24 protein-coding genes are annotated in these 23,078 nt (G+C 49.4%); 5 read left to right on the top strand and 19 right to left on the bottom strand.

All coding sequences use genetic code 11. The features are described from left to right. Positions 1-22: 22 nt before the first annotated feature. Both B160_RS0109275 and cysS read right to left on the bottom strand, forming a co-directional pair. A complete protein-coding gene (locus B160_RS0109275; RefSeq protein WP_018627633.1) occupies positions 23-1,309 on the bottom strand; it encodes an ABC transporter permease in 1,287 nt (428 codons plus the stop codon). Between the two features lie 51 nt (positions 1,310-1,360). Continuing rightward, complete coding sequence (gene cysS, locus B160_RS0109270; protein ID WP_018627632.1) at positions 1,361-2,863, bottom strand: cysteine--tRNA ligase; 1,503 nt, start codon at positions 2,861-2,863, stop codon at positions 1,361-1,363. A gap of 271 nt (positions 2,864-3,134) precedes the next feature. On the opposite strand from cysS, the gene B160_RS0109260 reads away from it, so the two are divergent. Next, complete coding sequence (locus tag B160_RS0109260; protein WP_018627630.1) at positions 3,135-3,695, top strand: hypothetical protein; 561 nt, start codon at positions 3,135-3,137, stop codon at positions 3,693-3,695. Positions 3,696-3,706: 11 nt separating this feature from the next. Here the strand turns inward: B160_RS0109260 and B160_RS0109255 are convergent, their stop codons facing one another. From B160_RS0109255 to B160_RS0109230, 6 genes are all read right to left on the bottom strand, one after another. Beyond that, on the bottom strand, positions 3,707-4,831 hold the full coding sequence (locus B160_RS0109255) for an endonuclease/exonuclease/phosphatase family protein (RefSeq protein ID WP_018627629.1): 1,125 nt from the start codon (positions 4,829-4,831) through the stop codon (positions 3,707-3,709). A 70-nt stretch (positions 4,832-4,901) separates the two neighbouring features. Further along, positions 4,902-5,840, bottom strand: a complete 939-nt coding sequence (locus B160_RS0109250; RefSeq protein WP_018627628.1) for a rhomboid family intramembrane serine protease — start codon at positions 5,838-5,840, stop codon at positions 4,902-4,904. Between the two features lie 56 nt (positions 5,841-5,896). Beyond that, complete coding sequence (locus tag B160_RS0109245) at positions 5,897-6,571, bottom strand: rhomboid family intramembrane serine protease (RefSeq protein ID WP_018627627.1); 675 nt, start codon at positions 6,569-6,571, stop codon at positions 5,897-5,899. 28 nt (positions 6,572-6,599) lie between these two features. Further along, on the bottom strand, positions 6,600-8,030 hold the full coding sequence (gene rlmD, locus B160_RS0109240; protein WP_018627626.1) for a 23S rRNA (uracil(1939)-C(5))-methyltransferase RlmD: 1,431 nt from the start codon (positions 8,028-8,030) through the stop codon (positions 6,600-6,602). 1 nt (position 8,031) lies between these two features. Then, positions 8,032-8,334 (bottom strand): putative antibiotic biosynthesis monooxygenase, encoded by a 303-nt coding sequence (locus tag B160_RS0109235; RefSeq protein WP_018627625.1) that lies wholly within the window; start codon positions 8,332-8,334, stop codon positions 8,032-8,034. Between the two features lie 58 nt (positions 8,335-8,392). After that, a complete protein-coding gene (locus B160_RS0109230) occupies positions 8,393-9,343 on the bottom strand; it encodes a methylenetetrahydrofolate reductase (protein ID WP_018627624.1) in 951 nt (316 codons plus the stop codon). Positions 9,344-9,548: 205 nt separating this feature from the next. Between B160_RS0109230 and lptB the strand changes: the two genes are divergently transcribed. Further along, positions 9,549-10,367, top strand: coding sequence for an LPS export ABC transporter ATP-binding protein (lptB, locus tag B160_RS0109225; protein ID WP_157557974.1), 819 nt, complete (start codon positions 9,549-9,551; stop codon positions 10,365-10,367). A gap of 14 nt (positions 10,368-10,381) precedes the next feature. On the opposite strand, the gene B160_RS0109220 is transcribed toward lptB, so the two are convergent. From B160_RS0109220 to B160_RS0109190, 6 genes are all read right to left on the bottom strand, one after another. Continuing rightward, positions 10,382-10,666 (bottom strand): hypothetical protein, encoded by a 285-nt coding sequence (locus tag B160_RS0109220; RefSeq protein ID WP_026309659.1) that lies wholly within the window; start codon positions 10,664-10,666, stop codon positions 10,382-10,384. Positions 10,667-10,858: 192 nt separating this feature from the next. After that, complete coding sequence (locus tag B160_RS0109210; RefSeq protein ID WP_018627620.1) at positions 10,859-11,695, bottom strand: SDR family oxidoreductase; 837 nt, start codon at positions 11,693-11,695, stop codon at positions 10,859-10,861. A 65-nt stretch (positions 11,696-11,760) separates the two neighbouring features. Then, entirely contained in the window at positions 11,761-12,423 is a 663-nt protein-coding gene (lptC, locus tag B160_RS31340) for an LPS export ABC transporter periplasmic protein LptC (protein ID WP_245562180.1), read from the bottom strand. Positions 12,424-12,594: 171 nt separating this feature from the next. Continuing rightward, the gene (locus B160_RS0109200; protein ID WP_026309658.1) at positions 12,595-14,001 is read right to left on the bottom strand and encodes a hypothetical protein; all 1,407 of its coding nucleotides are present in this window, start codon (positions 13,999-14,001) and stop codon (positions 12,595-12,597) included. Then, complete coding sequence (locus B160_RS0109195) at positions 13,973-14,701, bottom strand: type III pantothenate kinase (protein ID WP_018627615.1); 729 nt, start codon at positions 14,699-14,701, stop codon at positions 13,973-13,975. Before B160_RS0109195 ends, B160_RS0109200 begins: the two co-directional genes overlap by 29 nt. 79 nt (positions 14,702-14,780) lie before the next feature. Then, positions 14,781-15,437, bottom strand: coding sequence for an LON peptidase substrate-binding domain-containing protein (locus B160_RS0109190; protein WP_018627613.1), 657 nt, complete (start codon positions 15,435-15,437; stop codon positions 14,781-14,783). A gap of 340 nt (positions 15,438-15,777) precedes the next feature. Here B160_RS0109190 and meaB point away from each other — a divergent pair, with 340 nt between their 5' ends. Continuing rightward, positions 15,778-16,680 (top strand): methylmalonyl Co-A mutase-associated GTPase MeaB, encoded by a 903-nt coding sequence (gene meaB, locus B160_RS0109180; protein ID WP_018627611.1) that lies wholly within the window; start codon positions 15,778-15,780, stop codon positions 16,678-16,680. Between the two features lie 30 nt (positions 16,681-16,710). Here meaB and B160_RS0109175 read toward each other — a convergent pair whose 3' ends face one another. The 5 genes from B160_RS0109175 to B160_RS0109150 form a co-directional block, all read right to left on the bottom strand. Continuing rightward, positions 16,711-17,526, bottom strand: a complete 816-nt coding sequence (locus tag B160_RS0109175; protein ID WP_026309656.1) for a glycosyltransferase family 2 protein — start codon at positions 17,524-17,526, stop codon at positions 16,711-16,713. 534 nt (positions 17,527-18,060) lie between these two features. Continuing rightward, the gene (locus B160_RS0109165; protein WP_026309655.1) at positions 18,061-18,777 is read right to left on the bottom strand and encodes an RluA family pseudouridine synthase; all 717 of its coding nucleotides are present in this window, start codon (positions 18,775-18,777) and stop codon (positions 18,061-18,063) included. 68 nt (positions 18,778-18,845) lie between these two features. Then, complete coding sequence (locus tag B160_RS0109160; protein ID WP_018627607.1) at positions 18,846-19,766, bottom strand: pseudouridine synthase; 921 nt, start codon at positions 19,764-19,766, stop codon at positions 18,846-18,848. Positions 19,767-19,870: 104 nt separating this feature from the next. Continuing rightward, the gene (locus B160_RS0109155) at positions 19,871-20,254 is read right to left on the bottom strand and encodes a hypothetical protein (RefSeq protein ID WP_018627606.1); all 384 of its coding nucleotides are present in this window, start codon (positions 20,252-20,254) and stop codon (positions 19,871-19,873) included. Between the two features lie 31 nt (positions 20,255-20,285). After that, the gene (locus B160_RS0109150) at positions 20,286-20,975 is read right to left on the bottom strand and encodes a hypothetical protein (RefSeq protein WP_157557973.1); all 690 of its coding nucleotides are present in this window, start codon (positions 20,973-20,975) and stop codon (positions 20,286-20,288) included. A 157-nt stretch (positions 20,976-21,132) separates the two neighbouring features. Between B160_RS0109150 and B160_RS0109145 the strand changes: the two genes are divergently transcribed. Beyond that, positions 21,133-21,972 carry a metallophosphoesterase gene (locus tag B160_RS0109145; protein ID WP_018627599.1) on the top strand — a complete coding sequence of 280 codons (840 nt, stop codon included), beginning with the start codon at positions 21,133-21,135 and terminating at the stop codon, positions 21,970-21,972. Positions 21,973-22,395: 423 nt separating this feature from the next. Next, complete coding sequence (locus B160_RS0109135) at positions 22,396-23,061, top strand: DUF3575 domain-containing protein (protein WP_018627597.1); 666 nt, start codon at positions 22,396-22,398, stop codon at positions 23,059-23,061. Positions 23,062-23,078 lie beyond the last annotated feature (17 nt).

Genomic DNA, 23,078 nt, shown 5'->3' with positions numbered 1-23,078 from the left:
TAAAGGATCTGCAAAAAAAAAATCAGATCAGCCTCTTTTGCTTCATCCGCAGCCAGGTGGCCAGCTGCAAAAGAGCAATAATGATGAGGACCGGGACAAGATTTTTGAAGATATCTCCCAAACGGCCGCCTTCGAGAAACAGGCCATAGAAGGCTTCCAGGCACCAATAAAGCGGTGAGATCCGCATAACGCCCTGGAAAGAGGCCGGCATGGCGAAGGCCGGCACCAGCAATCCGCCGATGGCGGCAAACAGTACGATGCTGATGGCACCAACGCCGTTGCTTTGTTCCTGCGTATCCGCAAAAGTGCCGATGCAGATGGCAAAGCTGGTTGCACACCATCCGCAGAGGAAGACCACCAGTAACAAGCCGGCTTTGTCAGCCGGAATGTTCAGCGCCGGAAGACCGATCACAGGAAACAGCCAGCGGCCGATGCTGAAGATCACCGCGGCCTGCAGCATGGTAATGAGGATATAAGTGATCTGCTTGGAGGCAAGGGATACAGACAGGGAAGTAGGCATTGTTTTGAGCCGGAGAAAGCTGCCGCTGGTTTTTTCCCGCACCAGGCTGCTCCCCAGCGAAATGACGATGAAGAACATGGCAAAAAGTGTCCAGGCCGGTATATTGTGCTGGGTGGCATTGGGCACCGGAAGGCTATTGTCCCTCGAAACGGCCAGCTGGTTTACCGGGGTTTCATTGGAGAGGATCTGCTGCTCCAGCGACTGGGGGATGCCGGGCTCATTGTTGATGCTGCTGTACAGCGCGCGTACGATGTATTTGCTTTGAACGATCTGCAATACGCTGTTGAGCGCCCCGTCAATGCCCTGACGGAAGGATTTTTGCAATACGGGATGATAGTACAACGTTAAGGGGCTTGCTTTTATGATGGCCGGATCGCCCGCCGTGCTGTCGGCAACGGCAATGGTTTTCAGCGCTTCACCGGATACCCGTTCGGCTTTGGCCAGCACATCCTGTGTATATTGGGGAGGGATGATGATGCCCAGCAAGGCATCCTTATCTTCCATTCTTTTTTTGATATCGCCGGCAGTTGCCAATGCCGGTAGTTTCTTTAACGTAAACATACCGCCTTTTTCCAGTGAGGCGATCAGCTCTCTTGAAGCTTCTCCCGTATCCCTGCATAGCACCAGCAAGGGTACTTTTTTATCATTTACCAGCTCAAAGGTGCTGTTCTGTACCGAGGCGATGATGATGGCCAGGATAATGGGCATGAGGAACATCAGTGCCAGGCCCACTTTATCCCGCAACAGGATGCGGCCGTCTTTTTTTATGCTTGCCCAAAGTTTGTACATGTTCTTATTGGTCAGACCTGTCAGGCTTTTAAAAACCTGACAGGTCTTGTGTTACTCCACGCTCCAGCTGATATTGCCGTCTTTTTCGTCTTTTAAAAGAATGCCGATCGTTGCCAGCTGGTTGCGGATCTTGTCGGATGTGACAAAATCCTTGCGGCTGCGCGCTTCTTTGCGGATCTCGATCAGCAGCTGCATTACATTCTTCAGCTTTTCGTTATCGGCCGCCGAAACAGACGTTAGCCCTAAAATTGTTTCCAGGTAGGTATAAAACTGCTGTTGCAGCAGGTCAAACGTAGCTCTTGAGATGCCGGTGAGGGCAATGGTCTTATCCTTCAGACTATTGATAACGGGCACCAGCTCAAACATATTGGCCAGCACCTTTGCGGTGTTGAAATCATCATTCATGAATGTATCAAACTCCGTCATCAGCTTCCGCAGGCGTTCATCCAGCTCCGGGTCTGCTGCCGTTTCCTGCAGCTCACTGCTTCTGTCCCTGAGGCGTTGTAAGTTCTCATAAGCATCCCATAGCCTTTTTAATCCTTTTTCCGATGCCTGCAGCGCTTCATTGCTGAAGTCGAGCGTACTCCGGTAATGGCTTTGCAGGATAAAGAACCGCACCACCATGGGATGATAAGCCTGGGTAAGCAGGGGATGGTCACCGCTGAACAATTCGGTCAGCTTGATCACATTGTTGTAGCTCTTTCCCATCTTGCGGCCATTGATGGTGATCATATTATTGTGCATCCAGTACTTTACGGGGGCGCTGCCATTGCAAATGGTGCTTTGCGCGATCTCGCTTTCGTGATGCGGAAACTGAAGGTCCATGCCGCCGCCGTGTATATCGAAACGGGTCCCCAGATATTTTGTTGCCATGGCAGAGCATTCGATGTGCCATCCCGGAAAACCCTCGCCCCAGGGACTGTTCCAGCGCATGATGTGTTTGGCCGGTGCGGCTTTCCACAGCGCAAAATCTGCCGCGTCCCTTTTTTCTTCCTGGCCCTCCAGCTCCCGGGTCGCTTCCAGCAGGTCTTCTATTTTCCGGCCGCTGAGCTTTCCGTAGTCGTGCCCCGCCGCGTATTTTTTTACATCAAAATAAATGGAGCCGTTCTTTTCATAAGCGTAACCGTCCGCCATGATCTTTTTGATCATTTCGATCTGCTCTACAATATGCCCCGTGGCCGTGGGTTCAATGGAGGGGGGGATCGTGTTGAACAGGTTCATGGCCCAGTGGAACAGGTTGGTATATTTTTGTACCAGCTCCATAGGCTCCAGTTTTTCGAGCACAGCTTTGCTGGAAATCTTATCCTCCGCCTCGCGCCCTTCTTCTTCAAAATGACCCGCATCGGTAATATTACGTACGTAGCGTACCTTATATCCCAGGTGCTGCAGGTAACGGAAAACCACATCAAAGGTAATATAGGGGCGGGCGTGCCCGAGGTGGCTTTCGCCACTTACCGTAGGCCCGCAAACATACATGCCTACATAGCCCGGGGTAATGGGCTCGAACGTTTCTTTTTGACGGGAATATGAATTATGTATCTTGAGTGTACTCATACCATCTTTTTGTAAGATTACAAATATAAAGGAGGTCGCTGGTATTTGACCCGGGATGAATAAAAAGGGCGCAGAACATTTTTAATATGTCCCGCCCTTGCCGGTGTGGTCATCAGCAAACGGAAATCAACATCAACCCGGGCGGGCCCGGCGTTAACCGGAAGGGAATATAAAGCGGCCACCGGGTCTGTTAAACTGCTGCCAAATCCGGAAATTGCCGGTAGTTTCTGCAAGGGGATTGTCGTCTGATAAACAGATCAAAACCATTTTTATGAAATACCATTTTTTACTGGCCGCTTTCCTTTTGATATTGTCGGAAAGCGATGCGCAGTTTTTGCTGAAACCGGATGGATTTGCTGCATCCGGGGGGAAAAACTATTATGTGATTGAAGTGCCCGGAGCCTCGCAGCAGCAGCTGTTTGAAGCGGTTGAACGCCGGATACAGGCCAGCTTTGGTTCTTTCCGCGACCGGATAGTGACTGATCCCGGAAAGGAGATCATTTTTCAGGCAACCGACCGCCGGGGCCTTAACTATTATAGAAAGGATTATGATATTACCTTCCAGGCCAGTTTTGAGTTTAAGGAGGGGAAAATAAAGGTGAACGCCCCGGTGATCAGAGGCATCCGCAGCTTTGATCCTCGTGTGGATTCGGTGGCCACCGTATTAGCCGTGAGAAGCCCGGGAACGGTGATCTTCCTGAACCGGAGCTATTTTGTGTATGATAAAAAAGGAAAACTAAAGAACCGTTCACTGAAAGAAATACTGGAGACACGATTTAATCACGAGCTGCTGGCTCCCCTGCTTGCCGTTAAAACCACAGAAGACTGGTAACCGCTGCAAAACTAATTGGGAGAAGGGTTCAGCTGCAGATCGCAAACCATCATGTAATGGTCGGAATAGTTAGTCGTTACCCGTTTGATCTGATCGATCTCAAAATGATCATCGGTAAAAACGTAGTCGATCCTTAATGTGGGCGATAATGAATTATAGGTTCTTCCGATGCCCAGCCCCTTTTTTAAAAAGGCATCCTTCATATTTCCTTTAACCCTGTGGTAAGTGTAGGAGTTGGGCACGTCGTTGAGGTCGCCGCAAAAGATCGTTGGATTGGGACTGTTCTTCAGTATTTCGGGCATCATATCGGCCTGTATGCTCCGGTGCTGGATGGCCGTCCTCAATTTGGTAAAGATGTAGAAGGCATTGCCGAGGATGTTCCCTTTTGCTTTTTTTAAGGCTTCGATTTTGGAGATATCTTCTTTGCGGAACTGGTTCGACTGCAGGTGGGTGGTATAAACGCGGAAGAGTTGTTTTCCTTTTTTTATATCTACAAACAGCAGGGCCTCGGGCAGTGTGGGGCGTGGGTAGCGCACAATACCGGTGTCCACGATCGGGAACCGGCTAAAAATAACACTGCCGTTAAACAACCGGTCTCCGTCCCAGTCGTGCGAATAATAAAAATACGGATACCCCAGCCCCTTACTTACGGCCACTATATTGTTATACCAGTCCGGGTTGATCGAAGAGCTGAATTCCTGAAAACACAGGATATCGGCGTTGACGCTCTGGATCTGCTGCAGCATTTTGTACCGGGTTTGGCTTCCCTTATTGTTATTGATCACCATTTCTACAAAACGTGCCACGTTCCAGGTAACGATACGGATATGCCCTGCTTTTTTTTCCTGCCGGAACGGCTTTCTGAAGTTGAATGCAAAAAAATTGGTAATGGCTCCTCCTCCCAGCACCACTGCGATCGCCGAGATCAATGCCCATTTCTTCCGGATAAAGAGCCACCAGCCGAAAAAGGCCAGCACCAGCAACAATAAAAAAGGAAAGCCCAGGCTGAAAACATAGAGAACGGGCCAGTCCATAGGACTGATATAGGCCGCCAGGCAAGCCAACAGGAAAAAAAAGGCCACCAAAATATTGATGCCCAGTAAAACCCTGTTGCTGATTTTTGCGAAAATGCTCATCGACGGACTCTTTCAAACCGAAAGATAGTCAAGTTATCTGCAAACTGGTAAAAGTGTGGGAGGTTTTTGACTATTTGCCCCTCAGATCCTCATGGCTGGCACGGGTTAAAAAATCTTTTTCTTCCTGAGTAAGCCTTTCATAACCACCGGATTGATTCATTTTGTCTAAAATGGCATCTAACCGTTGCTGTGTAAGCCGGGAGGTTTTGGTAAAAGGCTCCCCGGGGGCCTTATAAAAGTAGGTGTCTTTTATTTTTTTCCGGTTCTCCTGCTTGTCGGGGTTGAAGAGGTTGATGAACCAGTCATAAACGCGGTTCATCCATTCGCTCCCGTCATACCCTTTCCTTAAAAGATAAATGAACAGGAAGCCCGTCAACGCCCCCGTAAGCTGTGAAAAATAAAGCGCCGGTACACCCGCGGGGATGGTGGCAAAGTCGATCACGGTATAAACAAGGGTAATGATCCACAGAGAAATTCCCCCGTTGAGCATGGGCAGCAATTTATAATTGGGCGAGATGGTGGTGGCGGCAACGGCGATTGCCAGGATACAGGCCCCGGAGCCGCTACAGTAAGGAAACGCATGTGTTTCCGGGTGCATGGATTTGCAAATAAGCACGTACACCAGGCCCGAGAACAGCGTGGAATAAATAAACAGGGGGATCAGCTTTCTGTTGCCGGTAATGTCAATGAAAATAAAACCAAAGCACCACAACCATAACATATTTGCAATCAACTCCCATACATTTACCTGTACGAATGAGTAGGTGAGAAAGGTCCATATTTTAGTAAGGGCCGTGCTCAGTTTTGGCGACAAGGCAATCGTGCTCAGAATATTGTCGTTAAAATACCCGGTAACATCAGCCCCTTCGTCAAAACGCAGGTAGGTGAGCGCTTTAAAAAACGCAAGGACTACAAACAGGATCATGCTGATGGCTATCAGTATGACCAGCGGATTCACCCTTGTGCCAAATGACAACCGGCTATCATAGTTTCTGTCAGAAATACCCATATCAATTACCCAACAAAATTAAAGGGTTAAAAGTTGATTCCTTATTTAGGATAAATTTAGTAAAAATTACGTCGGTTTGTCTGATTCCATATTTTCAGAAGAATAAAACCGGTAATGGCCCCTCCCAGGTGTGCATAGTGCGCAATATTGTCGCCTGAGGCTCCGTATAACCCAAAAAACAGGTCGATTAAAATGAGGCCTGTAATTGCCCATTTTGCTTTTACCGGCACGGGGATGAACATGATATACAGCTCCGTATTGGGGAAGGTCATGGCAAAAGCCACCAGCACGCCCATTACCGCGCCGGAAGCTCCCACGGCAATGCTGCTGGCCCCGGAATAATACTGAACGGCCAGATGAAGCACCGCTGCTCCTACCCCGCAGATAAAGTAAAAGATCAGGAACCGTTTGGTACCCCATACATTTTCCAGGATGCGCCCGAACATCCACAGGGTGAACATATTGAACAGGATATGAAAGAACATTTGCGAACCCGAGGCAGAGTGGGAAAACATGTGGGTGATCAGCTGGTAGGCTTTAAACCCGCCACCGATGGGCCACAAAGCCAGCTTTCCCGTTAAAAACCCGACCAAACTTCCGTCGCTTGTAATGGTAACGGGGTACTTTTTGTCAAAAATGACCTGCGCCAGCCAAACCACCACATTAATGGCGATCAGGTATTTGATGGCGGGCGGAAACTTTTCGGGGGGTCTTGTAAAATAAGAACTCATGAATAATGTTGTATTTATGTTTGGCTCATTACCGGAGTTTCAGCTGCACTACATTTTCTATATGGAGCGTGTGCGGAAACATATCTACCGGCTGAATTTTTGTAACCTCATATTTTTCGTTCAACAATGCCAGATCCCTTGCCTGGGTTGCGGGGTTGCAGCTCACATAAACGACCACCGGTGCGGCCATTTCATTGATCTTCTGCACCAGTTTTCCGTGCATCCCCGCCCGGGGCGGATCGGTTACTATAACATCCGGGCGCCCATGTTGTTCAAAAAAGGCGTCGGTACAGATATCGATCACATCGCCGGCGTAAAAACGGGTCTTGTCCAGGCCGTTCCATGCGGCATTTTCTTTGGCATCTTCAATGGCCGCATCGATCATCTCCACGCCGATCACTTTCCCTGCCTTTTCACTGCAAAAGATACCGATGCTCCCGGTGCCGCAATAGAGATCATACAGGGTCTCTTTTCCGGAAAGCTCCGCAAAATCGCGGGTTACCCGGTACAGCTCCACTGCCTGTGCCGTATTTGTCTGAAAAAATGATTTGGGGCCGATCTTGAACCGGTATTGTTCCAGCTGCTCGGTCACGTAACCCGGTCCGTGCCAGATCACGGGCTCCAGGTCATAAATGCTGTCGTTCCGTTTTGTATTGATGGTGTATAAAAGCGTCGTGATCTGCGGAAACCGGGTCTGGAGGTGGTTGAGGATCTTTTCCCGCTTTTCCGGGTCGTCTGCGCCCATTACCAGGTTCACCATCAGCTCCCCGGTTTCACAAAGACGTACCTGCATGGTACGCAGGAGGCCGGTATGCTGCCGCAGATCATAAAAGCTGTATCCCTGCTCCAGGGCAAAAGCTTTTACCGCCAGGCGGATGGCATTGGTGGGCTCGCGCTGTAAATAACAGGTCTGAATGTCTACGACCTTATCCCAGAAACCTTTTCCGTGAAAGCCGGCCACACCCTGTTTCCCATATTCATGCGGGTTGACGCCCTGCTCTTTCAGTGCGTTGAACTGCTCTTTGGGCATGAATAGCTCCGTGCCAAATGTATATTCGATCTTATTGCGGTATTGCCGGGTTTGGGCGGCCCCAAGGATGGGTCGTATTTCCGGCAACGGAACTTTGCCGATGCGCTGGAGGTTGTCCTTTACCTGCTGCTGCTTGTATTGCAGCTGTTTTTCGTAAGGCAGTATCTGCCATTGACAGCCCCCGCAAACGCCAAAATGAGTGCAGAAGGGCGTCACCCGCTCTTTGGAATAGGACCGGTAAGCGATGGGGTGTCCCTCGGCCCAGTCCTTTTTATTTTTTCCCAGCCGGATATCGACCACATCCCCCGGAACCACCTGTTCTACGAAAATAACCTTTCCCTCCACTCGGGCAATGGACCGGCCCTCTGCGGCATAGTCTTCGATCAGGATATTTTCAAGAACGATATTTCTTTTCTTTTTCCGAGCCATTTTATAGTTGTTTTCCCTGAATGAGAACAGCCGACCGGATGGATTGTTCCTTTAAGTGTAAAAATTGTTTTCTTTCTTCGTCTTCCAGGAACCGCTTGAGATCCTCCTCTGTTTCAAAAGAAACCAGATGCACTTCATAAGGCGGTTCCGTATTTATTTCAATGAAATCCGCTTTTTGCGGGCGCAGCCGGAACAAAAGGCGGCCGTTGTATTTTTCTATCAATGGGATGGCCCGTTGCTCAAAATCATGAAAAACGGCCTCGCTTCCTTCATTGATGTAAATGAGTTGTGTAACAAATATCATTCGGGTAATTCAATAATCACGTGTTTTGCAGCTCTCCGGGCTGCTCCTGCGGGGAATATTACAGTTCCTTTACCACGTTTGCTATGATCTCCGGCCGGCCAAGCGTATAATAATGCAGTACGGGCACCCCGTTTTTTTTCAGGTCTTTCGATTGCATCAGCAACCATTCGGTCCCTACTTTTTCCACATCTTCATTGGTCCGGCATTTCATCATTTCCTTTGAAAGATCGGCGGGCAGGTCAATATGAAAAGTTTTGGGCAGCACATTGAGCTGCTTTTGGGTGTACACCGGCTTCAGACCGGGAACGATCGGAACCTGAATGCCCGCGCTCCGGCAGGCGTTTACAAACGCATAATATTTTGCGTTGTCAAAAAACATCTGTGTTACGATATAAGCTGCGCCGTTGTCTACTTTTTGTTTCAGATAGGCCAGGTCCAGTTCCATATTCGGCGACTCAAAATGTTTTTCCGGGTAACCGGCAACACCGATACAAAAGTCCGTCTTGCGCGTATTTTTCAGGTCTTCTTCCAGATAAACGCCGTTATTAAGGTCCACCACCTGCTTCAATAATTCCGAGGCATATTTATGACCATCCGGCTGGGGAATAAAGGCTGTTTCGTTTTTTGCGGCATCTCCCCGCAATACCAGCACGTTATCAATCCCCAGGTAGTCGAGGTTGATCAATGCATCTTCGGTTTCATTAATGCTGAACCCGCCGCAGATCAGATGCGGGACCGTATCTACATTGTATTTATTCATAATGGCCGCACAGATGCTTTCAGTACCCGGCCGTTTCCGCACAATGACCTGTTTGAAACTGCCATCCGGCTTCTTTTTAAAAATATGCTCGCTCCGGTGGTAGGTAACATTGATAAAAGCAGGCTGGTATTCCATCAGGGGATCCAAATGATCATAAAGCGCCTCAATGCCCCGGCCTTTTAACGGGGGAAGTATTTCAAAAGAGATCAGTGTATCCTTTGCATTCTTAATATGGTCGATCACCTTCATAGGCTGCAAAACTAATGGAAAGATACCAGTATTGAAGTTCGGGGTTTAAAGTTCCAGGTTGATTGCCTGATACCTGATGTGATGTCCCGATTCCCGATCCTCGATTCTCAATTCCCGGATCCAGCTGCTGCAGGCTGGCGGATCGCCTTAATATTTAACGAAACCCGTAGCAGATAATGTGGAAGCTTTCTTATTTTTGCCGGGCATGTTAATGAAAATACATACCAGGGATCTGGTAAAACGCTACGGAGAGCGTACGGTGGTGAACCACGTATCTTTTGAGGTGAACCAGGGGGAGATCGTGGGATTGCTGGGCCCCAATGGCGCAGGAAAAACCACGTCGTTCTACCAGGTGGTGGGCCTCATCAAGCCGGATGAAGGCGATGTGTTTTTAAATGACCGGAATATCACCAGGCTGCCCATGTATAAAAGGGCGCAGATGGGTATCGGGTACCTGCCACAGGAAGCGTCCGTCTTCCGGAAGCTGAGCGTGGAAGATAATATCGCTGCGGTGCTGGAAATGACCAAACTTTCGAGGGCCGAGCAAAAGGAAAAGCTGGAGTCGTTGTTGATGGAATTTCGCCTGGGCCATGTACGCAAGAGCAATGGCGATGTGTTGAGCGGCGGCGAGCGCAGAAGAACAGAAATAGCCCGGGCGCTGGCGGTGAACCCAAGGTTTATCCTGCTGGATGAGCCGTTTGCGGGGATCGACCCGATCGCCGTGGAAGACATTCAAAGCATTGTGGCCCGCCTGAAATATAAGAATATCGGCATCCTCATCACCGATCATAACGTGAACGAAACCCTATCCATCTGTGACCGGGCCTATTTGCTGATCGACGGAAAAATATTTGAAAAAGGTACTGCTGAAGAGCTTGCGGCCAATGAGCAGGTACGCCGGCTATACCTGGGAAGGAACTTTGAGCTGAAACGGAAAGACTATCTGCACGAAGAAGCCCAGCAAGATACGGCGCAGGAACTGCGGGCGGCCGCGGGGGCCGACAACCCGGAGATTGAAGAATAAAACGGCCGGGAGGGTCAGGGATTGGAAGGCTGGTCTTCAGGCTCTTCCAGCTTATGCTCCCTGGAGAACCGGTTGCGATGTTCTGTGAACTGGCTGATGACCGTTTCGATCTGTTCAACCGCTGTATCAATGTTTTCGTGTACATCGGGAAGGGTTTGATCCAGTAACCCGACTCCAAGATTAATGTTCTCCGCCTCGATCTGGGAAATTTTCTTCAACACAGCGGTTTCACTGTTTTTCAGATCATCCAGTTCTCTCAGGATCTTGTCCATTGCGGCTAATTTTTCTCTTTTATCCATAAGTTCATTTTTTACCGGCAGTGTTGGTAGCGCCGGCCTTGCCTGAATGGGCACAAACATTGTGCGAGACTGCCGTTTCTGCACCGCCTTTTGCATTTCTTTTGCAAAGACGGCCTGAAAAACCGTTTTTGCGTTGCTGAATTTCTGCAGGGGAACGACCTGGTCCAGGTATTGAATGAAGACGGATTTTTTTCAGGAAATATCCCCGTCATCCAAAAAGAGGTCGGTGTATAAGGGGCCTCCCGGTGTTACGGCGTAGGGCGTAAAGTCCGTAATACCTTCCGCTGAGAGTACTTCCTCATCCAAAAAACAGTTGCCGGTACAGCTGGCTGCGTTTTTTTGCAGGATGAAAAAAGCAGCGTCCGCCACGATCTGCGGCGTCCGGCTCCTGCTGGCCAGGGCCTGTCCGCCCAGCAGGTTGCGTACCGCTGCCGTGTCAATGGTGGTTTTGGGCCATAATGCGTTTGCTGCAATGGGAAGGTTCTTAAATTCAGCGGCCCATGCCAGGGTCAGCAGGCTCATATTGTACTTGGAAATGGTATAGGCAATATGCGGCGCCAGCCATTTGGGGTGGAGGTTGATGGGGGGCGACAGTGTTAAAATATGGGCGTTGGCCGATTTTTTCAGGTAGGGGAGGGCTGCCTGCACCATCAGAAAACTTCCCCGTACATTGATCTCCTGCATAAGATCATATCTTTTTTGCGGGGTGGAAGCTGTATCCGTTAAGGAAATTGCGGAGGCATTGTTGACCAGGATGTCGATGCCGCCAAACGTTGCCGCTGCGGCCTCCATTACTTTTTTTACCTGGTCTTCTGCTCGTACATCACAGGCTACAGGAAGTGCCTTGCCCCCTGCGGCGTTCACCTCTTCAGCAGCCGAATAAATGGTGCCGCCCAGTTTTTCATTTTCGGTCACCGATTTGGCGGCGATAACGATATTGGCGCCGGCAGCGGCAAGCTTCAGGGCAATGGCCTTTCCGATACCCCGGGTAGCACCGGAGATCACAACGGTTTTGTCTGTAAAAATCATAAGGGAAATTACGAAATCAGCAGCATTCCCCGCTCAGGATTTATGAAAGGAATGTCTGCCGGCAACTATGTTCCGGGTTTTTGCGGCGCCGGCGCCGGAGTGGGGGAACCGGTTGAATCAGGCGCTCCTGCCGGAGCAGGGGGTGCCTGGCGACCGGATGTATCGGTTTGGCCGGGAAGCCCGACCTGACCCGATGGTATCAGGCCATGACTGTTGATGAATTTTATGTCTTTCAGATCCTGCGTGGCTACCAGGCCTTCGTCTCCCTGGACCCGGTCCCCGGCTAAAGTTACCGACCGGGCGGGTTTGTGGGTGTAAAAGATCTGCTTGTTCTGGTCCCACCAGAGATCCTGGCAGTAAAGGGTATCTCCTTTCACCGTGGTGACCCGCACACTGTCCCGGAGATAGATCATACTTATGGTCTCCATATACTTGCCATACTTGCTGTCCAGCCGGCTTTCGATCTTTGCGCTGTCGTTATAAAAATCGACGTGCAGGGTTTGGGGAAATTCTGTGTAGACCGTATCTGCCTGTACCCGGAGCATGATGGGGGCCGTTAATCTTGCTTTTGCCTTACCTCCCTGCGACAGATAGCCTTCTACTTTGATGGCCCTGTCTGTCATGCTCGCTTTTTTGTTAAGGGAATTGATCTCCTCTTCCGTGTTCTCACAGGCGGCCAGGAGCAGCAGTACTGCGGAAAGAAAAACGTATGGTGAACGCAACTTCAAAACCGGTTTATTGCAAAAGTAATGTAAATCAGCAGATGATGACCAGGCCCCTGCCGGCGGATGCGCAACATTTTTTCTGTAAGCCGCCGCATCTTTCGTAGTCTCTTTGCAGCTCCGCAACAGGCGGACACGAACAGCGAAGGATCCTTTCCACAAGTAGGGCTACCGGCATTAACGGTCTCCGTTTCTGCGTTTGCCAAACCACATATCGGTTAAGGAAAAGCCCACTGTTATCCGGTACATATTTTCCTGCAGGGGGCTGTTGTTGTTGCCCCGTTTCATGTACTCAAGTCCCAGGTTGATGATCGTGGCCTGGCCTCTTGCCTGTTGGTTATAATTGGCCAGGGGCAAACCGATACCTGCGGTAACACCATAAAGAGGCAGCTGCTCCCCGCGAAGCTTTATATAATCCGGGCCGGTGAAGAAGCCGAGCCGGTAATACATCTGACTAAGATAATTCCTTTTGTTCACGGGACTGAATTCCGCGCCTACTTTCAGTTTCCAGTTGCTGGCAACTGCGGTATCAGGCCGGCCGTTCTCCCGGTAATTCTGCCAGTTGGTAGTTGTCAAATCGGCTCCAAAAAGCCATCCGGCTTCTGTTTGCGTTTGGGGTTTCTGCAGGATAAAACCGGCCGTTAGATTAGTGGGGTAAATAATATTGCCCGGTACCTCGCCGGTGGAATACGCGGTATCCGGTATCCCGGTGGTATTACTGATCACGCTGGAGGTTAAAGAGGCCTTTGTATTGATTTTTTGCTGCCAGTTGCCATATACACCAACACCCAGGTAGAGTTTATCGCTCATTTTTCCCTGGTACTGCAGGCCTGCATCGGTGTAAAAGCCACCCATGGATGTTTTTGTATCCCAGGCCCCTGTTTGATACAGGGTAGTGTCGTTAAAGAAGCTCCGGTGCCGGGCATAGTCTTTTGAGCCAAACAAATACCCCCCGTTGATCCCCAGGCTGAGGTAGTGGTTTTTGGCCAGCGCGAACTTTACCCCTGTTCCCAGCGATGCAAGGTAGGCACCGCCGGATCCTTCAAAAACGGTAAGCGAAGAATCAATGTCTTCGCCGGTATGCTCATCCTGGAGCCTTCCGCTTTGCTGGATCTTATAGCTGATCCGGTTCATCGGCCTCAGTCCAAAAGCCATTCCCCAGTTACGCCGGAGGGGAATGCCCACAGAAACCCGGTTAAAAATAAGGTTACTGGAAGTAAAGCGGGTTTGCTGTGTTTTATCGATCAGTGTGCGCCCCGTTCCTTCGATCCCGATGTCCAGTATGGCCCGCCCCTGCAATTGCTTGCGTGTACCGGGTTCCGGGATGGACAGAAAAAAAGAATAGGATGCAGGGTTGGCATAGTTAACAGAAGTATAGCTGTTATAGGCCGCAGAAACGCCGCCCATGCCCCTGCTGGTAGCGCTGGACGAGGAGATCTCGTCGCCCAGGCCGTATCTCGAATAAGGGGAATTATCCTGGGCATTTGTAATCAAACCAAAGCCGGTCAGGCAAATTGCTGCGGCAAATTGTTTTATTACAGATGCGTCCAATTTTCTAAGCGTTGTTAACTTCACTAATCGCATATAGGCCTTTAAATATTAATTCAGGGTCGGCAAATATCCTGCTTTTCAGGTGTGATGCCAAATGTTGCATATCTCCGCCGGTTAAGACCACGTTAAAGTTGTCAAATTTTTCCTCGTAAGCGGCAATGAATCCGTCCAGCTCATAAGCGATTCCCAGGATCGTACCGGACAGTATATTGGTCTCTGTATCATAGCCCATCAGGGGAACGTCCGCTTTGGGCGCCACAAGGGGCAGCTTTGCCGTGTAGTATTGCATCGATTTGAGCCGCATTTCCAGTCCCGGTGAGATCGATCCGCCTACCAGCTCCCTGTATTTGTTCACAAAATTAAGGGTAATGCAGGTCCCCAGCCCCACTAAAAGCAGGTTCTTGCCAGGGTAAAAGTGTACTCCGCCGCAGGCAATGGCCAACCGGTCTGCCCCGATGGTCTCGGGCTTGCCCACCGGAGTGGTAATGGGCAGCCGCGACAGGTGGTTCAACAGATGAAAGCGGGTAGTGTCTTTTAAAATCGTCTCTATTTCTGCATTGTGATGGATTACCGAGGATAAAATGGACTTTGCCGGTTTGTACGTTTCTACCAGCGACCGGATGGTTGCCGTGGTATCATCCTGTAATACAAGGATCTTCACGATTTCTTTTTCCTGAAAAACAGCAACTTTTTTCCTTGTATTCCCAAAGTCGAAACAAAGTGTGGTAGACATAGGGTGCAAGTAAATAAAAAAACAGCAACTTTTTTTCCCTTTCTTGTAAACTCCTGGTTTTGAACGGTAACCGTTCTGGTTAACCTTTTCTGCCGGGTTTATTTATATCAAACCCGCCCAGGTTTTTAAAATGGCCGTTCATTTGTATTTTTTGTTTTAACTGGTCCATTTTTTCAAAGACCGGCAGTGTTTTTTCAAAATGCCGCTTTAAGTATTCCTGGCGCTGCCGTTCCTGGGTCAGCTGCAGGAACTCGTATTCCTCCTGTATGGTCAGGCCGGAGTGATGGGCGATATCATAGGCTGTTAAAAGGCCCTCGTCTTTTTTAAAATCTTTCGTTACCTGCAGGTATCCGTGCAGCGCCCGCATCTGCCTTACGAGCTGCCGCATCACTTCAGGATTGCCCTTCAGGTTGTTCTCCGGGTAGTTGACGATGGCGCCTGAATACAGTTTTTCCGGAATTTCGCGGATCACTTCCAGTATGCGGAACAGGTCGCTCCCACGGGTCCGGATATCCATTTCGCCGCTTTCATAGACCGTTGCGATCTCTTCCACATACACCAGTGAGCCCCATTCCTGCAGCTGATTGTCTACTACCACCGGGATCCCGAACGGTTTTTTGGTTGCCGCGGATTCGTTGATCAATTGTTTGTACCGGGGCTCAAAAATATGCAGGTTCACCTGTTCTTCCGGAAACACAACGATCGATAAAGGAAATATAGGAATGAAGTTGGTCATGCCCAAAGGTAAAAAAGTTTGCCGGTTGCTGTTTTTGGGGATGCAGAACATTTTTTTCTGCTCCGGGCCGCTGGATCCCTTAATGGAGTGCTCCGGTACGGAAGGGCAAAGGCATCAGTTTATTGCAGCAGATCGGAAGATTGAAACGGTTGTGAAAATACCGGGTAAAATAATATGCGTCAGCGGCACAAACCTGCGCCTGCCGGAATCAGTCAGGCGGGCCGCTGCAGCCATTTAAACTGAAAAGCTGCCAAGCAATCTTATTGCTGCTATTTATACGTTCGCCCCGGGCAATGGATGGCCGCCTTGCATTTTCTTCCGTATTTTAGCGATGTACAATATGTGGGATTCGTTATATACCGGAGTCATACAGGGCGATGTAAAGCTCATTGCGCGCGCCATCAGTCTTGTAGAAAATGAGCAGGAAGGCTATATTGCCTTCCTGGAACAGCTGCCTCAGCGTGCTGTTCCGGTTTTGGGTATTACGGGTCCACCCGGTGCGGGAAAAAGCACATTGACGGACGCGCTGATCGGAATGGCCGTGCAGCAGGGCAAAAAGGTGGCGGTTATCTGCATCGATCCTTCATCGCCGTTTCATTTTGGCGCTCTTCTGGGAGACCGCATCCGTCTGAACCAGTGGTATCTGGATGATCATGTTTTTATCCGGTCCCTGGCCAGCCGGGGAGCAATGGGCGGGCTGAACCCCAAGATCATCGAGATCACCGACCTGCTGAAGGCCGCGCCGTTTGACCTGATCATTGTGGAAACGGTAGGTGTGGGACAAAGCGAAGTTGAGATCGCCGGACTGGCGGAGGTAACGGTTGTGGTACTGGTGCCGGAGGCGGGGGATGAAGTGCAAACGATGAAGGCCGGGTTAATGGAAGTAGCCGATATTTTTGTTGTAAATAAGAGCGACCGGCCGGGGGCCACCATTTTTTTAAAGAACCTGCAACAGATGCTGGCCCCGGCTTTTTCCGGAACCAGCCGGTTGCCGCTGATTGTACCAACAGTAGCACACGAAATGAAGGGAGTAGCTGAATTATATGCCGGCCTTTCCCGGAAAATAGAGGAAGCCCACTCCAATGAACGGAAAGGATGGCTTCTGGCCGAAAAAGCTTACCAGCTCCTGCAGAAAAAAAGAATGCAGGGCATTGACCGGCGGAGACTAAAGGATGCCATTGAAGCCGGCATACGATCGGGCCGGTTTAATTTATATCAGTTTGTAAGGGAACATGAAAAATGAGGAGCGGTCGGCGGAGGCCGGGTGCAGCGGTCAGGAACTTTGCAGGTGGTTTTGAATACCCATGGGTGCCATAATGAGCTTTTGAGAGATCGATTTTTGAAGCAATTCGTTATTGGTCAGAACGCTGTTCCGCTCTTTTTCTTTGTGATAGATATGAAAAACAATGGCACTGTGCTTCACCACCATTTTTGTGATGCCAAGATTGATCAGACGGGCGGCGATCTCATTATCTTCCCGCCCCCAGCCCTGTATCTCTTCGTTATAGCCGTTCACTGCCATCAGGTCCTTTCTCCAAAAAGCCATATTGCAGCCGCGCAGGTAAAAGATATCGTCGGCCCGGTGTTTTTTATAAAGTTTTGTGAGCGCGGGTATCCGCAACCCGTTGTTTTTATTCAGCGACCCCCATCGGAATATAGAGGCCCTGCCCTGGCGGAGGGTCAGCAGTTTTCTGGAATAGGACTCGCTGAGGATCACCCGGCTGCCGGTTGCAAAACTTCCGGAGTTGCTTACCCGGAGGTGGTCTTCCACAAACCGTTTGTGCAGGATGAGGTCGCTGTCAATTTGTATGATGTATTCATACCGGGCTCTTGCAATGGCCTTGTTACGGATCCGGGCAAGCTGAAAACCATCGTCCGGTTGCCACACATGGATGAGGGGTACCGGAAATACCTGCACGAACCGCTCTATTAACGCACGGGTATCTGTGGTAGAGCCGTCGTCGGCAATGATCACTTCATTGGGCAGCAGGCTTTGTCTCAATATACTTTTCAGACAGCATTCAAGCGCTTCCGGCCAATTGTAGGTGGAAATTATCAATGAGGAAGTCGGATAACTTTTATTAGTCATGCTGTGTTAAACTTGAGCGACCCATTCCTGCAGCAACATCTTTTGGTCTTTCACTTCTTTAATCATTTTTGAATCCTGTTTCTTTTCCTTGCTGCCTTTATTGCCGGATCCAACAGACCGGCGCTTTCTTCCTCCCTGCCGGCGCGCTTTGTGGTATTATTTATCTTCTGCTGCGAACGGCCAATGACAAAAATAAGGCAGATCCTGTTGCTGCGCCCGATGTTTTATATAGACGAATATTTCTGGCCGGTTATACGCAGAAACAATTCGCAAAAGGGTCAAATGTTTCTTCATTATGTAGTTGCCGGTAAGGATCACCCGTCCTGCTGTTGTTACTTCATCATCCGCTGTCAGGGCCCTGGCACGATCACTGCCTGTGCCGGAAAAATACCATTGTACAAAGGTATCAATTCGTTGCGGATATTTTCAATATTTAAACGGATACCAGCGGAATTTGATGAGGATGGCACCCGGCACCGGATTGCAAATACCGGAACCGGGGAACAGGGAAAGCAACCTCCTTTTCATACCTGTTTACTTTCTTTTTTCCAGCTGCTGCAGGGTTGCCCTCAGATCTTTATGAAGCGGCGCATCCAGCTCCAGCCACTGCCCGTCACCTGCCTGGATCTTTAAACGGGCCGCATGCAATGCCAGCCGGTTCAGCAGCGGACGTTCTTCCAAACTTTCTTTAGACAGGTTGAACTTTGGTTTAAACGAGGAAAGGTACACCGGTTTGCCATCGCCGTAAAGGACATCGCCCACCAGCGGATGACCGATCTCTTTTGCGTGTACCCGTATCTGGTGCGTTCTGCCCGTATGGATCCTGAACTCCATCCAGCTGTAAATAGTAAAATCTCTTAATACCTTAAAATCGGTGAGCGCCGGTTTACCGCGCCGGTGAATGAGCATGGTACCGCGTTTGACCATATTTTCGGCAATGGGGGCGTCGATGCTTCCCGATGCCTCCGCAACAGACCCGATGACCAGTCCGTTATAGATCTTTATGGTTTTCCGGGTTTCGAACTGCTGATTCAGATGTTTGTGCGCACCGGCATTTTTTGCAAAAAGGATCAGGCCGCTCGTTTCACGATCCAGCCGGTGGGTGGTAAAAATGGCTGGATAGGCCTCCTGCAGCAACTCTTTGAGCGATGGATCCTTTCCTTCCCGGTCGGGAATAGAAAGCATGCCGGAAGGTTTGTTCAGGGCTACCAGGTCCTCATTTTCGAAAACAATTAAATCCTGCAGTTTCATGTTCATTCCTGATTGATCGCTTACGACCCGGCAGTAAAGCCGGCCGTAAATCAAAATGCTGAGCGGGGTTATTTTTTACCCTTTCCAAAAAATTTGAGGTTGCGTACCTCTTTTTCCGATAGAAAGCGGAATTTTCCACGTTCAACGTTTTTTTTGGTCAGCCCGCCAAACATAACGCGGTCCAGGTGCTTTACGTCGTACCCTACCGATTCGAAAATACGGCGAACGATGCGGTTCCGGCCATTGTGGATCTCGATGCCAACCTGGGTCTTGTCTTTCAGATCGGAGTACGCCAGTACGTCAACGGGAGCCGGACCGTCTTCCAGTACCACACCTTTGAGGATCTTATCAAAATCTTTTTTTTCAAGCGGCTTGTTCAGCGTGACGGCGTAGATCTTTTTCACTTCATTGCTGGGGTGCGTCAGTTGCTGGGCCAGTTCTCCGTCGTTTGTTATGAGCAGTACACCGGAGGTATTCCGGTCCAGCCGTCCTACGGGGTAAACACGCTCGGTTGTTGCGGTTCTTATAAGATCCAGCACCGTTTTCCGTTTTTGCGGGTCATCGGTAGTGGTAATATAATCCTTGGGTTTGTTCAGCAGGATATAGACCAGGTTTTTGGCCGGGGTTATTTTTTTATTATTCACCAGGATCACATCAGCGGCTTGTACCTTATAACCCGGCTCCGTGATCACAGCCGCGTTTACTTTTACTTTTCCGTCCTTAATAAAGGCAACGGCATCCCGGCGGGAGCAAATGCCACCGTGCGCCAGGTATTTGTTTAAAGGCATCTGGGCCTCTGCGGAGGTTTTCCGCTCAATTTTAGGGGCCGCTATATGCGTTGCTTTTGCTGCAGCCTCTGCCTTTTTTTGCTCAAAAAAGGCGGCGCGTTCTTTTTTATATTGCCTTTTTTCCTGTTTAAATGCTTCTTTTATTGCTGCATTGCTTTTTTTGTGCGCAAATTTTTCAAAGCGGGGGTCAATTTTTTTCATTGTGTGGATTGCTATTTTTACAACAGTAAGCTGCAAATATCGTAAAAAAAAGGGCCATCCTAAAATTAAGATGGCCTTCTGGTAAAATATAAAAAGACAACTTCTTACTGCTGTGCCTGTTTATTCCTGCCCCGCTCCCTGCGCTCTTTCATTTTTGCTTCCATTTTTTCTGCCTGTTCTTTTGTAAGGATCTTCTCTCTTGCTTCCTTTTGTGTGGCACGCAGCGCCTTCATTTTTTCCCTTTTCTGATCGTTATTGAGCGCGTTGTCCTCCCGGATCGCTTTCATTTGCTTCATGTTTTCCTCGCCCAGGGCCTTCAGCTTGTCTTTCTGGTCTTTTGTTAAATTGAGATCAGGGTCATCCCAGTTCGGACCACGGCGATTGTTCATGCTTCTTTCGGCTTTTTCCTTTTTGGGAGCATCCTGCGCAAACGTAGCGGAGGTGCTGAACAGGCTTACGATCGCCACAATTAAAATTGTTTTTTTCATTTTTTGTTTTTTAAGTTTAACAGATGTTTGTTTATTGTTGGGAAATGTTTCTACGTTTCCGGTCCTGCTTTGCCCATTGCTGCCATTGCTCTGCGGTAAGGAGGGCTTTTCTTTTTTTCCGGAATTCTTTTTTTAATGCATCCATTTGAAGCTGTTTCTCTCCTGCCGACAGGGTTGGGTCCTGTCGTACGGAGCGGGCCCGTTTTTTAAAGGTCTGGGCCAGTTCATTTATTTTTTGCTGCTGTGCGCCGGACAGGTTCAGCCGGGCCGCGTTTTTCCCGGCCATTACGGGCAGCCCGTTGTTGTTAAGGTCGCGGCTGATGGCGCGCGCATTTCGCTGAGCTACAACAACCGTGTGTTGTGTTCTGCCACCTTCCCCCAGGCCTTCCTCTTTCCAGATCTTTTGCTGCGCGGGGGTAAGAAGCGCCATCTGTTTTTGGATTTGCTCCTGCCGGAGCGTAAGCAGTTCTTCCCTTTTTTCACCCGGTGTTGCCGTCTGCCCGTTCCGGATGGCCGCAGCGGCAGCTTTTCCTTCCTTCTGTAAAACGGCCAGCCGGCTTTTTTGCTCCGCGGTAAGCTTTAGTTTTTGGTACCCGTTGTATTGTTCGCGCTTTGTTTCTGTACGGCGGATCCCTTCATTGGTCCTTGAGGGGATCTCCTGGGCGGCAGCCCGCAGCGTCATTAAGAGCAGCGCGATAAAAAAAACGGATCTTGTATTCACTTGCAGACGCATTTATTTTTTCTTAGATGGGTTTTTGGAAAAATACCTTCTATACCCGTGTTAAAATTTTATAAACAGGTATTGGACCCTGTTTTCGTATAAAAGTTTAATATTCTATTAGTGAATCCTGAGCCGGCAAAAACTAATTTTGCCGGGCATGAACCGGAGAAAATTTTTAAAATACGGCGGCATACTGGGGGGAACCGGTCTGCTGACCGGCCTGTACACCTGGCAGGTAGAACCTTTTTGGCTGGAATTTACCCATGTTCCGATGAAGATCCGGAACCTCCCGGAGGCGCTGTCCGGAAAGCGGCTGATGCAGATCAGCGATATCCATATTGGAAAACGTTCGAGAAACAGTTATATAAAGGACGCTTTTGTAAGAGCGGCGGCCTACAAGCCGGATTTTGTTGCTTATACGGGTGATTTTATTACCTATGATTCCACCCTGCAATTTGACCGGCTCTACGAGCTGATGGGATATGCCCCCAAAGGAAGCCTGGGCACGGTAGCTGTTCTGGGCAATCATGACTATGGTGCTCACTGGAAAGAAAGCCATGTGGCCGATAAGGTTGCGGAGATCCTGGGCCACAGAAAGGTGCATGTGCTCCGGAACGAGCAACAGTCATTCGCCGGTTTAAACTTTATCGGGATCGACGATAAATGGGGAACTTTTTTTCACCCGGAAAACGTAATGCCGCACTGGGATCGCCAGGGGGCAAATATTGTTTTATGCCACAACCCGGATGTTATGGACCTGCCCGTATGGAATGGTTACAACAGCTGGGTGATCAGCGGTCATACGCATGGCGGGCAATGCAAGCCGCCTTTTCTGCCGCCGCCCTTGCTGCCCGTTGACAACAAGCGCTACACTTCGGGCCTGTTTGATTTTGCTGACGGGCGAACCCTTTACATCAACCGGGCATTGGGTTTCTCCTGGCAGGTACGTTTTAACGTGCGACCGGAAATAACGATCTTCGAACTGACCCCGGCCTGATCAGCGTGTAACGGTGATGTGCTCATAAAGATGGTACGGTATCCCTCCTTTTTGAACGATGCCCGATGTTTTTTTATTCAGCGGCACAAGATCTGAATAAGCGGGTTAACTGCTGCCTTTGTAATCTGCACCGGATGCGTAAAAGCGCCATGTGTTGCATCGTCTTCAAACCGTTGTTGCGGCCTATACTGCGGGGCGGTTGGCCGCTACAAACAGACGGCCCTTATACAGCCTGTTTGCCGGTTGCATGGCCGGATCGGAATTCTACCGTATCTCCCACGCATTTTACCGCTTATGATGACGATTAACTACAAGGACATAAGGGGCTTTTGCCCATGAATTGCTGTTGCTACTCAAATGTATTTATTTTAATATAATGTTACTTTTTATATCATCTTCACGTTAATACGATAAATAGGGCATATGAAAATTAACTGCTGTTTTGCGTTATTGCTTTTTTGTATAACGGGGTTTGCACAGGAAGAGAAGCCTCCCGGCATGGGTATAAAACTTAATGCAACAGCGGCCGCGGCCGTGTTTGATTTTCCTACGTTACAGCTGGGTATTGAGAAAAGGATGGGTAAGCATTTGGGGCTTTTTGCCGAGGCCGGCTACCAGTTGTATAAGCCCCGGGCGCTGGATACGGTATTTGTAAAAACAAAGGGTCTTAAAACCAATATTGAGCTGCGCAGGTACCTGAAGGAAGAACCCCGGGGAAGGAAATTTTATGTAGGAGGTGCCCTGTTTTATAGAAGCAATACAGCCAATGACTATACTTATGATAGCCTTATACATCAAAACGGGATTATTAAAAGACTGGGGAAGGATGCTTTCTGGTTCAAAAAACGTTCGTTTGGGGTTAACGTTATAACGGGATTTGATTTCCTGTTTAAAAAATGGCTGCAGGTAGAACTTTACGGAGGGATCGGCATAAAGAGGACAATGACAAAGGATTTTGAGTTACAGGCGGCCCGGATCGGGAATAAAGGGAATGAAGATGTGATCGGGTCGATGCTTAGCCGCGACAATATGAGGAATGGATGGGGCCCGAACATTACCCTTGGGGCCAGGGTGGGAAGGCTTTTTTAATCCCGGAACGGAAGATT

This window comes from Niabella aurantiaca DSM 17617 (genome assembly GCF_000374125.1).
Classification (GTDB): Bacteria; Bacteroidota; Bacteroidia; order Chitinophagales; family Chitinophagaceae; genus Niabella; species Niabella aurantiaca.
This window is presented reverse-complemented; position numbering and strand designations above follow the sequence as displayed.